The sequence below is a fragment of the Bradyrhizobium sp. USDA 3397 genome (assembly GCF_054060965.1).
Window position 1 is genome coordinate 335,506 of record NZ_JBSSDS010000001.1, and the last position, 11,447, is coordinate 346,952.

11 protein-coding genes are annotated in these 11,447 nt (G+C 64.4%); 10 read left to right on the forward strand and 1 reads right to left on the reverse strand.

Annotation, left to right across the window (positions count from 1 at the left end):
• Positions 1-44: 44 nt before the first annotated feature.
• Complete coding sequence (gntR, locus tag ACVWYQ_RS01500; RefSeq protein WP_157282252.1) at positions 45-1,145, reverse strand: HTH-type transcriptional regulator GntR; 1,101 nt, start codon at positions 1,143-1,145, stop codon at positions 45-47.
• A gap of 201 nt (positions 1,146-1,346) precedes the next feature.
• Between gntR and ACVWYQ_RS01505 the strand changes: the two genes are divergently transcribed.
• The 10 genes from ACVWYQ_RS01505 to ACVWYQ_RS01550 all read left to right on the forward strand — a co-directional run bounded on the left by ACVWYQ_RS01505 (position 1,347) and on the right by ACVWYQ_RS01550 (position 11,353).
• A complete protein-coding gene (locus ACVWYQ_RS01505) occupies positions 1,347-2,414 on the forward strand; it encodes an ABC transporter ATP-binding protein (RefSeq protein WP_157282251.1) in 1,068 nt (355 codons plus the stop codon).
• A 51-nt stretch (positions 2,415-2,465) separates the two neighbouring features.
• Positions 2,466-3,785, forward strand: coding sequence for an ABC transporter substrate-binding protein (locus ACVWYQ_RS01510; RefSeq protein WP_404541726.1), 1,320 nt, complete (start codon positions 2,466-2,468; stop codon positions 3,783-3,785).
• A gap of 101 nt (positions 3,786-3,886) precedes the next feature.
• Positions 3,887-4,804 (forward strand): carbohydrate ABC transporter permease, encoded by a 918-nt coding sequence (locus ACVWYQ_RS01515; protein WP_404546243.1) that lies wholly within the window; start codon positions 3,887-3,889, stop codon positions 4,802-4,804.
• Positions 4,797-5,732, forward strand: a complete 936-nt coding sequence (locus ACVWYQ_RS01520; protein ID WP_036034295.1) for a carbohydrate ABC transporter permease — start codon at positions 4,797-4,799, stop codon at positions 5,730-5,732. Before ACVWYQ_RS01515 ends, ACVWYQ_RS01520 begins: the two co-directional genes overlap by 8 nt.
• Before the next feature lie 75 nt (positions 5,733-5,807).
• Positions 5,808-6,794 carry a D-erythronate dehydrogenase gene (gene denD, locus ACVWYQ_RS01525; protein WP_157282249.1) on the forward strand — a complete coding sequence of 329 codons (987 nt, stop codon included), beginning with the start codon at positions 5,808-5,810 and terminating at the stop codon, positions 6,792-6,794.
• A 24-nt stretch (positions 6,795-6,818) separates the two neighbouring features.
• A complete protein-coding gene (locus tag ACVWYQ_RS01530; protein WP_404546241.1) occupies positions 6,819-7,793 on the forward strand; it encodes a sugar kinase in 975 nt (324 codons plus the stop codon).
• Positions 7,794-7,818: 25 nt separating this feature from the next.
• Positions 7,819-8,469, forward strand: a complete 651-nt coding sequence (eda, locus tag ACVWYQ_RS01535) for a bifunctional 4-hydroxy-2-oxoglutarate aldolase/2-dehydro-3-deoxy-phosphogluconate aldolase (RefSeq protein ID WP_404541722.1) — start codon at positions 7,819-7,821, stop codon at positions 8,467-8,469.
• A 59-nt stretch (positions 8,470-8,528) separates the two neighbouring features.
• A complete protein-coding gene (locus ACVWYQ_RS01540) occupies positions 8,529-9,698 on the forward strand; it encodes an acetyl-CoA acetyltransferase (RefSeq protein WP_157282247.1) in 1,170 nt (389 codons plus the stop codon).
• 125 nt (positions 9,699-9,823) lie between these two features.
• Positions 9,824-10,030 carry a hypothetical protein gene (locus ACVWYQ_RS01545; RefSeq protein ID WP_404541720.1) on the forward strand — a complete coding sequence of 69 codons (207 nt, stop codon included), beginning with the start codon at positions 9,824-9,826 and terminating at the stop codon, positions 10,028-10,030.
• 123 nt (positions 10,031-10,153) lie between these two features.
• The gene (locus ACVWYQ_RS01550) at positions 10,154-11,353 is read left to right on the forward strand and encodes a CaiB/BaiF CoA transferase family protein (protein ID WP_404541717.1); all 1,200 of its coding nucleotides are present in this window, start codon (positions 10,154-10,156) and stop codon (positions 11,351-11,353) included.
• The last annotated feature ends 94 nt before the right edge of the window (positions 11,354-11,447 follow it).

Below are 11,447 nucleotides of genomic sequence, written 5' to 3' on the forward strand. Positions count from 1 at the left end.
GATCTGCCTTCCCGCTGGCGGGTCGTTTCCTCACGATTCCGATACTAGTCGTGGCTGCTTGGTAACGCTATCATTTTGTTCGCCGCGCCCGCGCCTGATACGGCTGGCCTGCTGTCCGAACGTCGCGCCGACGAGCTTTGCCGCTCGATCACCTTGAAGCCGAGATCGAGCACCGGCTGCTCCGGGCGGCGGCCCTCGATCGCGTCGATCAGCATGGTGGCGGCCGTCTTGCCCATCTCGTAGCGGTTGGTGCGGACGCTGGTGAGGGTGGGGACGGCGGAGGCCATGAATTCGAGATCGTTGAAGCCGACGATCGCGATCTGCCCGGGCACTGCGATCTCCCGGCGCCGGCATTCGAACAACACGCCGAGCGCGAGATCGTCATTGGCGCAGAACACCGCGTCGATGCCGGGCTCGCTCGCCAGCAGATCGGTGAACAGGGCGCCGCCGAGCGTCACCGAGGTCGGCGTCGCCGTCGTGACCACCAGGCGCTGGTCGAACGATCCGGCGTCCTTCATGGCCGAGACATATCCGTCCAGCCGCCGCTGCACCCTGGGATCCATCCGCGCGCCGACGAAGCCGACCTTGCGGTGACCTTGCTCGAACAAGTGCGCGATCGCCGCGCGGGCCGCATCATAGTGCGAAAAGCCGATCATCATGTCGACCGGGTCCGGGCCAATCTCCATGATCTGCACGATCGGACAGTCCGCGGCCTGAAGCATCGCGCGCGACTCCGCGGTCTGGTCGATCCCCGTGACGATCAGGCCGGCCGGCTTCTGCGCCAGAAACAGACGCAGCAACTTCTCTTCCTGGAGAATGCTGTAGCGCGTGTTTGACAACTGGATCGAGTAGCGGCTGCCTTCGGAGGCGTCATAGATGCCGCGCAGCACGTCCGAGAACACGTTGTTGGTGAGCGAGGGGATCAAGACACCGATGACCTCGGTGCGTTGCGAGGCGAGGGCGCGCGCGGCAAGGTTGGGCACATAGCCGAGCTCCTTGGCCGCGCTCTCGACCCGCGTCCGCTTGGCGACCGACAGGGCCTCCGGATTGCGGAAAAAGCGCGACGCGGTAATCGGGCTGACGCCGGCGAGCTCGGCCACTTCGGCCAGCCGGATTTTGCCTGACTTGGTGCGTTTTCGACCCATTTGCTGCTCTTAACACAGTCAGTCCCGCAAACAAAGGAACGTTGACAGCGCTACCAGCAACGACTAACCAAAGACAAATTGCCAAAACCGCACAAACTACCGACAATGTTGCCCGCTAATATCGGGCCTGGTTCGGTAAAGTCCGAAAAACAAGACGGTCGCGGCGCGAGAGGCGTCGTGGACTATCGAGGAGGGAGCTAGATGTCGTCTGTGCAAATCCGCGACGTGCGGAAATCGTTCGGCAATTTTGAAGTCCTGCACGGCGTGACGATTCCGATCGAAGACGGCCAGTTCGTCGTCCTGGTCGGCCCCTCCGGCTGCGGCAAGTCGACGCTTCTGCGCATGCTCGCCGGCCTCGAGAACATCACTTCCGGGACGATCTCGATCGGCGACCGCGTCGTCAACAATGTCCAGCCCAAGGAGCGGGACATTGCGATGGTCTTCCAGAACTACGCGCTCTATCCGCACATGACGGTTGCAGACAACATGGGCTTCTCGCTCAAGCTGCGGAATGCGAGCTCGGACGAGATCAACAAGCGTGTCAAGCGCGCCGCCGAGATCCTCGCGCTTTCGCCGCTGCTCGACCGCTATCCGCGACAGCTCTCCGGCGGCCAGCGCCAGCGCGTCGCCATGGGCCGCGCCATCGTGCGCGATCCGCAGGTGTTCCTGTTCGACGAGCCGTTGTCCAACCTGGACGCCAAGCTGCGTGTCGCCATGCGCACTGAGATCAAGGAGCTGCACCAGCGGCTGAAGACGACGACCGTCTACGTCACCCACGACCAGATCGAGGCCATGACCATGGCCGACAAGATCGTCGTCATGCACGACGGCATCGTCGAGCAGATGGGCACGCCGCTCGAGCTCTACGACAAGCCCGACAACCAGTTCGTCGCCGGCTTCATCGGCTCGCCCGCGATGAACTTCCTCAAAGGCCATGTGCGCGTCAATGGCGTCGCCACCTTCGAGGGGCCGAACGGTGTCAAGCTGCCGCTCAAGACCGCGCCGGCCAATTCCGACGGCCGTCCTGCGGTCTATGGCGTGCGGCCGGAGCACTTCACCATCGCCGATGACGGCGCCGAGGCCGAGATCATCGTCGTCGAGCCGACCGGCTCGGAGACGCAGGTGTTTGCCAAGCTCGGCGGCGAGCAGGTCGTCGCGGTCTTCCGCGAGCGTCACCAGTTCAATCCGGGCGACAAGGTGCGGCTGAAGCCCGAGCCATCGCTGGTCCATCTGTTCGACGATGCGACGGGCAAACGCATGAACGCCTAACGCATTAGACGACAAGGCATAGACAACAAAAAGCATCACAGGGAGGACAACATGCAAGACTTTACCCGCCGGTCTCTGCTTCAAGGCGGCACCGCTTTGGCTGCGACCGGCATGCTGACGGGGCCGGCACTGTTCGACTTCGCCAAGGCCTGGGCGCAGAGCGCGCCCTGGAAGGCCGAGCCGGGCGCCAAGCTGACGGTGATGCGCTGGAAGCGCTTCGTGCCGGCCGAGGACGATGCGTTCAACGCGATGGTGACGGCGTTCAAGGCCGCGACCGGCACCGAGATGAACACCTTCAGCGAGTCCTTCGAGGACGTGCAGCCGAAGGCCTCGGTTGCGGCCAATACCGGCTCCGGCCTCGATCTCGCCTGGGGTCTGCACACCCTGCCGCAGCTTTTCCCGACCAAAGTGCTGAAGATGAACGATGTCGCCGATTATCTCGGCAACAAATACGGCGGCTGGACCGATGCGGCGGCCAAAACCTGCAAGCTCGGCAACGACTGGCTCGGCATTCCCGTCGCGACCAACGGCGGTTACATGACCTACCGCAAGTCGGCGCTCGACAAGGCTGGCTTCAAGGAATTTCCGAAGGACTTCCCCGGCTTCCTCGAGATGTGCAAGGCGCTCAAGGCCAACAATACGCCGGCCGGCTTCGCGCTCGGTCACGCCTCGGGCGACGGCAATTCCTGGCTGCACTGGGTGCTGTGGGGCCACGGTGCCTACACGGTCGACCAGAACGACAAGATCGTCATCAATTCGCCGGAGACGGCGAAGGCGCTGGAATATTGCAAGGCGCTGTACGACAACTTCATTCCGGGCACGGCGTCCTGGAATGATTCCTCCAACAACAAGGCGTACCTCGCCGGCGAGCTCTATTGCACGGCGAACGGCATCTCGATCTACGTCGCCGCCAAGACCGATCCCAGCAAGAAGGAGCTCACCGAGGACACCTATCACGCGCTCTGGCCGGTCGGTCCTGTCGGCAAGCCGACCGAGCTGCAGCTGGCGCTGCCGATCCTCGCCTTCAACTTCACCAAATATCCGAATGCGGCGAAGGCCTTCGTCGCCTTCATGCTGGAGAAGGAGAACTACGAGAAGTGGCTGGCCGGCGCGCAGGGTTATCTGACGCAGACCCTGAACGCCTATGAATCGGCGCCGATCTGGACGGCCGATCCCAAGAACGCCGTGTTCTCGCAGGCTTCCAAGCGCACGCTGCCGGCGTCGGGCATCGGCACCGTCGGCGAGAAGGCGGCAACCGCGATCGCCGACTTCATCGTCGTCGACATGTTCGCCAATTACTGCACCGGCGCCAAGGATGTGAAGGGCGCGATGGCGGAAGCCGAGCGCCAGCTGAAGCGCATCTATCGCTGAACAGTCACGGGGCGGGCGGCTCTTCGGCCGCCCGCCCGTCAACATTTCGATCAGGGATATCGGGCATGGCTGATGTCGCAATTCCCCGGGCCAAGCCTCAGATGACCGAGGCTAGCGCCTGGACCCAGCTCAAATACAATCGCAACTGGCTCGGCTTCTGGTTCATGGTGCCGGCCATGGTGTTCCTGATCTTCTTCCTGGCCTATCCGCTTGGGCTGGGCATCTGGCTGTCCTTCACGGACACGCGCATCGGCAGGGTCGGACAGTTCATCGCCTTCGAGAACTACGAATGGTTGTGGGACGATTCCATCTTCTGGCTGTCGGTGTTCAACACGCTGCTCTACACCTTCGTCGCCAGCGCCTTCAAATTCGGCATCGGCCTTTACCTCGCGCTGCTGCTCAACGAGCACATGCCGTTCAAGGCGATGCTGCGCGCGATGGTGCTCATCCCCTTCATCGTTCCGACGGTGCTCTCCGCGCTCGCCTTCTGGTGGATCTTCGACTCGCAATTCTCGATCATCTCCTGGTCGCTGAAGCAGCTCGGCCTGATCAACCAGAACATCAACTTCCTCGGCGACACGACCTGGGCACGCATTTGCGTGATCTTCGCCAATATCTGGCGCGGCGTGCCGTTCGTGGCGATCACGCTGCTCGCAGGCCTGCAGACCGTCTCGCCCTCGCTCTATGAAGCGGCGACGCTCGACGGCGCTACGCGCTGGCAGAATTTCCGCTACATCACCTATCCGCTGCTGACGCCGATCATCGCCGTCGTGATGACCTTCTCGGTGCTGTTCACCTTCACCGACTTCCAGCTGATTTGGGCGATGACGCGTGGCGGCCCGGTCAACGCCACTCATCTGATGGCGACCCTGTCCTATCAGCGTGCGATCATCGCCGGCCAGCTCGGCGAGGGCGCCGCGATCTCCAGTGCGATGATCCCGTTCCTGCTCGCCGCCATCATGGTGTCCTGGTTCGGCCTGCAGCGTCGCAAGTGGCAACAGGGAGAAAACAATGACTGATCTCCCCACCTCGCGGATCGATCTCAAGGCCGTCCTGCATAGCTCGGCTCCGACAGTCGCGAAGGATGATCACAGCGAGGGCATGAGCTATCTGCAGTCGGTGCCGCGCAGGCTGGTGACGCTTTACCTGCCGCTCGCCATCATCGTCGTCGTCCTGCTGTTCCCGTTCTACTGGATGGCGCTGACCTCGGTGAAGCCCGACGAGCAGCTGCTCGACCTCGACAAGTACAATCCGTTCTGGACTTGGAATCCGACCTTCAAGCACTTCCACAAGCTGTTGTTCGAGAGCTACTATCCGTACTGGCTCTGGAACACGATGTATGTGGCGATCTGCGCGACGGTGCTCTCGATCATCGCCTCGGTGTTCGCCGCCTACGCCATCGTGCGCTTGCGTTACAAGGGCGCCAATCTCGTCGGCGGCCTGATCTTCCTCGCCTATCTGGTGCCGCCGTCGATCCTGTTCATTCCGCTCGCCACCGTCGTGTATCAGTACGGCCTGTTCGATTCGCCGCTGGCGCTGATCCTGACCTATCCGACCATCCTGATCCCGTTCTCGACCTGGCTGTTGATGGGCTATTTTAAGACCATCCCCTTCGAGCTCGAGGAATGCGCGCTGATCGACGGCGCGAGCCGCTGGCAGATCCTGGTCAAGATCGTCGTGCCGCTGGCCATTCCCGGCCTGATCTCGGCCTTCATCTTCTGCTTCACGCTGTGCTGGAACGAGTTCATCTACGCCCTGACGTTCCTGCAATCGACCAGCAACAAGACGGTGCCAGTCGCGATCGTCAACGAGTTCGTGGACGGCGATATCTATCGCTGGGGCTCGCTGATGGCGGGCGCGCTGGCCGGCTCGCTGCCGCTCGTGATCCTTTACGCCTTCTTCGTGGAGCATTATGTGTCGGCGATGACCGGCGCCGTGAAGGAATGATCGCGGGGCTTGCCGAGGGCGCGCCAATGCGTTTCAAGAGCGGCGCGCTTCGGCCAATAAGAAGGAGTTGAGCTCTTGCACATTCTGGTTCTCGGCGCCGCCGGCATGGTCGGCCGCAAACTCTGTGAACGGCTGCTGCGCGACGGCCGGCTCGGCAAGAGCGACATCACGAAATTGACCATGCACGACGTGGTCGAGCCCAAGAAGCCGGAGAAGGCCGGCTTCCCGGTCGACACCGTGTCGGGCGATTTCGCCGTCCCGGGCGCGGCCGAGAAGCTGATCGCAGGCCGCCCTGACGTGATCTTCCATCTCGCCGCGATCGTGTCCGGCGAAGCCGAGCTCGATTTCGACAAGGGCTATCGCATCAATCTTGATGGCACGCGGATGCTGCTCGATGCGATCCGCCTTGCGGGCGGCGGCTACAAGCCGCGCGTGGTGTTCACGTCCTCGATCGCAGTGTTCGGCGCGCCGTTTCCCGATGCGATCGGCGACGAGTTCTTCCATACCCCGCTGCTCAGCTACGGCACGCAGAAGGCGATCGGCGAACTCCTGCTCGCCGACTATTCCCGTCGCGGCTTCCTCGACGGCATCGGAATCCGCCTGCCGACCATCTGCATCCGGCCCGGCCTGCCCAACAAGGCGGCCTCGGGCTTCTTCTCCAACATCCTGCGCGAGCCGCTCGCCGGCAAGGAAGCGATCCTCCCGGTCTCCGAGGACGTCCGCCACTGGCACGCAACGCCGCGCTCCGCCGTCGGTTTCCTGCTTCACGCCGGCACCATGGATCTCGCCACCGTCGGTCCGCGCCGCAACCTGACCATGCCTGGCCTGTCGGCCACGGTCGGCGAGCAGATCGCCGCCTTGAAGCGGGTTGCGGGCGAGAAGGTCGCCGCGCGCATCAAGCGCGAGCCCGATCCCTTCATCGTCGGCATCGTCGGCGGCTGGCCGCGCAATTTCGACGCCAGACGGTCGCGCGAGCTCGGCTTCACCACCGCCGAGAAGACGTTCGACGATATCATCCGCATTCACATCGAAGACGAGCTCGGCGGCAATTTCGTCGCCTGACCTCGGACTGAGCGGGCCCTGATGATGGCAAGCGTTGCTTGCATCGGCGAATGCATGGTCGAGCTGCGGCAGGCCCAGGGCGGCGCGTCCGCCGGGCAGGGGCAGGGCGGTGGCCTGTACTCACGCGGCTTCGGCGGCGACACCCTCAACACGGCCGTGTATCTGGCGCGGCTGGACGTCAAGGTCGATTATCTCACCGCGCTCGGCGACGATGCCCTGAGCGATGAGATGGTCGCGGCCTGGAATGCCGAAGGCGTCGGCACGCGCCGTGTCGTGCGGCTCGCAGGCAAGCTGCCCGGCCTCTACATGATCCAGACGGACGGCGAGGGCGAGCGCCAGTTCTTCCACTGGCGCGACAGCGCGGCGGCGCGCCAGCTGATGAGCCTGTCCGAGACCGACGAGCTGCTCAACTCGCTGATGAGCTACGACGTCGTCTATCTCTCTGCGATCACGCTCTCGATCTACGACGCGGCCGGGCGCGAGCGCCTGTTCGGCGCGATCAAGCGCGCGCGCCTGCTCGGCACCCGCTTCGTGTTCGACACCAATTTTCGCGCGCGCGGCTGGCCGGACCGCGACGTCGCACGCGAGGTATTTGCTGCGGCGTTCGCGGCCGCCGACATCGTGCTGACCTCGACCGAGGATCTGCTCGCGCTCTGGCCCGGCGAAAGTCACGACCAGCTGATGGCGCGCATCCCAACCCCGGAACTGGTGTTCCGTCTGCCCGAGCCGGTGAGCCTGTTGCGCTACCCCGGCGGCGCCAGCGAGGTCCGCGCCGAGCCCATGACCAAGCCCGTGGTCGATACCACCGCCGCCGGCGATAGCTTCGCCGCCGCCTATATCGCGGCCCGGCTCGCCGGCGCCGAGCCGGTCGAGGCGGCCCTATCAGGACATCGGCTCGCCAGCCTCGTGATCTGCTATCCCGGCGCCATCATTCCAGGCTATGCCATGCCGCCGAAGAAGCGGCACCGGCCGGCGGCCTCCCGCCAGGCCACCAAGTGAACAGCGACCAAATGAATCGAGACCTATGACCACGGCTGCCCAACAGAACCACCTCGTCGCGCTGTTCAAGGCTGCGACCGTCATTCCCGTCCTCACCATCGAGCGCATCCAGGATGCGGTGCCCCTGGCGCGCGCGCTGGTTGCCGGCGGTGTCCGCACGCTGGAGGTGACCTTGCGCACCCCCGTTGCGATCGAGGCGGCGCGCGCGATGATGACCGAGGTCCCCGAAGCGGTCGTCGGCATCGGCACCATTCTCAACCCGTCCGATTTCAGCCGGGTCGAGAAGCTCGGCGTCGCGTTCGGCATCAGCCCGGGCCTGACCCCCGATCTGCTCAAGGCCGCGACCGACAGCTCCCTGCCGTTCGCGCCGGGCATTGCTACGGCCTCGGAGCTGATGATGGCGCTGTCTTGCGGTTTCGACGTCGCAAAGTTTTTCCCGGCGGAGCAGGCCGGCGGCATCAAGGGCCTCCAGGCCCTCGGCGGGCCGTTCCCGAACGTGCGGTTCTGCCCGACCGGCGGGGTGGGCGAGGCCAATGCCGCGACCTGGCTGGCCGAACCCAATGTCGTTGCGGTTGGCGGGTCCTGGCTGTGCCCAACGGCGGAGATCCGGGCCGGGAACTGGGCCGGCATAACTGCCATCTGCGAGCGGACCCTCAAGGCGCTGAAAGCCGCGTGAAGTCTTGCCATCCCTGGGCTAAGACTTAGCTCAGGACAAGACCTCAGGGAGAGACGACCATGACCGCCAGCATCGTCGGATGGGCGCATACGCCGTTCGGCAAGTTCGACACCGAAACCGTCGAAAGCCTCGTCACCCGCGTCGCCAATGAGGCGCTGGCGGACGCCGGCATTTCGGCCGGTGATGTCGACGAGATCGTGCTCGGCCATTTCAACGCCGGCTTCTCGCCGCAGGATTTCACGGCGTCGCTGGTACTGCAGGCCGATCCCAAGCTGCGCTTCAAGCCGGCGACCCGTGTCGAGAACGCCTGCGCCACGGGATCTGCTGCCGTGCATCAGGGCCTGCGCGCGATTGCCGCAGGGGCGGCCAAGATTGTCCTGGTCGTCGGCGTCGAGCAGATGACGCGCACCCCCGGTCCGGAGATCGGCAAGAACCTGCTCAAGGCCTCCTACCTCCCCGAGGACGGCGACACGGTCGGCGGTTTCGCCGGCGTGTTCGGCAAGATCGCCAGCTCCTATTTCCAGAAATACGGCGACCAGTCCGATGCGCTGGCGCTGATCGCGGCCAAGAACCACAAGAACGGCGTCGCCAATCCCTTCGCCCAGATGCGCAAGGACTTCGGCTTCGACTTCTGCCGCGCCGAGAGCGAGAAGAACCCCTATGTCGCCGGTCCCCTGAAGCGCACCGACTGCTCGCTGGTCTCGGACGGTGCCGCCGCCCTGGTGCTGGCCGATGCCGAGACGGCCAAGGGCATGACCAAGTCGATCGGCTTCCGCGCCACTGCGCACGCCCAGGACTTCCTGCCGATGAGTAAGCGCGACATCCTGCAGTTCGAGGGCTGCACGGTCGCCTGGCAGCGGGCGCTGGAGAAGGCCGGTGTCACGCTGTCCGATCTCTCCTTTGTCGAGACCCATGACTGCTTCACCGTCGCCGAGCTGATCGAGTACGAAGCGATGGGTCTGACGCCGAAGGGGCAGGGCGCCCGCGCCATCAAAGAAGGCTGGACGCTGAAGGACGGCAAGCTGCCGGTCAATCCGTCCGGCGGCCTGAAGGCCAAAGGCCATCCGATCGGTGCTACCGGCGTCTCCATGCATGTGATGACCGCGATGCAGCTCGCAGGCCAGGCGCCCGAGGGCATGCAGCTCAAGAACGCCAAGCTCGGCGGCATCTTCAACATGGGCGGGGCGGCCGTCGCCAACTACGTTTCGGTGCTCGAGCCGCTCAAGTAAGCTCTCGTAGGGTGGGCAAAGGCGCCAAGGCGCAGTGCCCACCGTCTTTCTTTGCGCCAGATCATGGTGGGCACGCTTCGCTTCGCCCACCCTACGGCTCCTGATTGATTTGCAGGGAATGCATCATGGGCAATGACTACGAAGACTCACTGTCGATGGACGCACTCAACGGCCGCATCGCGATCCTCGAGGACAATATCCGCCAGCTCATCGAGCAGGCCGCGGCCGCCTCGGGCGAGCAGAACGAGTCGCGCATCGCCGACCGGATCAGCCAGCAGAACGATGAGCTCGACCGGCTGCTCAAGATCCGCGAATCCCGCCAGAAGAAATAGCGGCCAACGTCGCCCCGCGGCGCATGCTGCCATACGCCGCTCGCCCTTGCGCGAGCGGCGGCACTGCCGTTAGCTGGACCGAAATCGCGAGGCAATTGAGCCCCGCGCGATCGGGAGCGAACGATGGGGCCGCTGAAAGGCATCAAGGTCGTCGACATGACCACCGTGCTGATGGGCCCTTATGCGACCCAGATGCTCGGCGATTACGGTGCCGACGTTATCAAGGTAGAATCGCTGGACGGCGACGTCACCCGCCTGATCGGCCCGATGCGTCACGCCGGCATGGGGCCCGTGTTTCTCAACACCAACCGCAGCAAGCGATCGATCTGCCTCGACCTGAAGAAACCGGCGGGCCGCGAAGCCGTGCTGCGGCTTTTGAAGGACGCCGACGTCCTGGTCTACAACGTCCGCCCGCAGGCGATGGCGCGGCTGCAGCTCGGCTACGACGTCGTCTCCGCCATCAACCCGCGCTTGGTCTATGCCGGCGTGTTCGGTTTCGGCCAGGACGGGCCCTATGCCGCAAAACCCGCTTACGACGATCTGATCCAGGGCGCCACCGCGTTGCCGGCGCTGATGGCGCAGACCGGCGATGGCGTGCCGCGTTACGTGCCGAACGCGCTCGTGGACCGCATTGTCGGCCTTACCGCGGTCGGCGCGATCTGTGCCACCCTGGTGCACCGCGACCGCACCGGCCGCGGCCAGCGTCTGGACATCCCGATGTTCGAGACCATGGCCGGCTTCGTCATGGGTGATCACATGGGCGGGCTCACGTTCGAGCCGCCGCTCGACAAGGGCGGCTATGCCCGCCATCTCTCGCGCGACCGCAGGCCCTACAAGACCTCGGACGGCTATCTCAGCGTCATCGTCTACAACGACAAGCAGTGGGAGAACTTCTTCAAGGCGACGGGGCGCGATGACCTTCGCGCCGATCCCAAGTTCGCAACTTTCGCCGGCCGCGCGGCCAATATTGACGTCGTCTATGCCGAACTCGCCCGCATCTTCGAGACGCGGACCACGGCCGAATGGATCGACCTGCTGACTGAAGCGGACGTGCCTGTCATGCCAATGCACGACCTCGCCTCGATCCTGCACGATCCGCATCTGGAGGCGACCGGCTTCTTCCCGGTGGTGACACATCCGACCGAAGGTCCGATCCGCAGCATGAAAGTGACGGCGACCTGGTCCGAGACAGAAGCCGAGCCGGTACGCATGGCGCCGCGGCTCAATGAGCACGGCGCCGAGATTTTGCGCGAGATCGGCTATTCCGCCGACGAAATCGCGGCCATGGTGCGCGACGGCGTCACGCGCGTGGCGCCGGAGTAGGGAGAGTGGAGATGACCACAACTCTCTCATCCGTCATTCCGGGGCGCGACGAAGTCGCGAGCCCGGAATCCATAACCACCATCGGGAGTATGGA

Excerpts from the sequence above, each read along its gene's own strand:
- gntR (WP_157282252.1), bottom strand. The coding sequence starts at position 1,145 with ATGGGTCGAAAACGCACCAAGTCAGGCAAAATCCGGCTGGCCGAAGTG.
- ACVWYQ_RS01505 (WP_157282251.1), top strand. The coding sequence starts at position 1,347 with ATGTCGTCTGTGCAAATCCGCGACGTGCGGAAATCGTTCGGCAATTTT.
- ACVWYQ_RS01510 (WP_404541726.1), top strand. The coding sequence starts at position 2,466 with ATGCAAGACTTTACCCGCCGGTCTCTGCTTCAAGGCGGCACCGCTTTG.
- ACVWYQ_RS01515 (WP_404546243.1), top strand. The coding sequence starts at position 3,887 with ATGACCGAGGCTAGCGCCTGGACCCAGCTCAAATACAATCGCAACTGG.
- ACVWYQ_RS01520 (WP_036034295.1), top strand. The coding sequence starts at position 4,797 with ATGACTGATCTCCCCACCTCGCGGATCGATCTCAAGGCCGTCCTGCAT.
- ACVWYQ_RS01530 (WP_404546241.1), top strand. The coding sequence starts at position 6,819 with ATGGCAAGCGTTGCTTGCATCGGCGAATGCATGGTCGAGCTGCGGCAG.
- eda (WP_404541722.1), top strand. The coding sequence starts at position 7,819 with ATGACCACGGCTGCCCAACAGAACCACCTCGTCGCGCTGTTCAAGGCT.
- ACVWYQ_RS01540 (WP_157282247.1), top strand. The coding sequence starts at position 8,529 with ATGACCGCCAGCATCGTCGGATGGGCGCATACGCCGTTCGGCAAGTTC.
- ACVWYQ_RS01545 (WP_404541720.1), top strand. The coding sequence starts at position 9,824 with ATGGGCAATGACTACGAAGACTCACTGTCGATGGACGCACTCAACGGC.
- ACVWYQ_RS01550 (WP_404541717.1), top strand. The coding sequence starts at position 10,154 with ATGGGGCCGCTGAAAGGCATCAAGGTCGTCGACATGACCACCGTGCTG.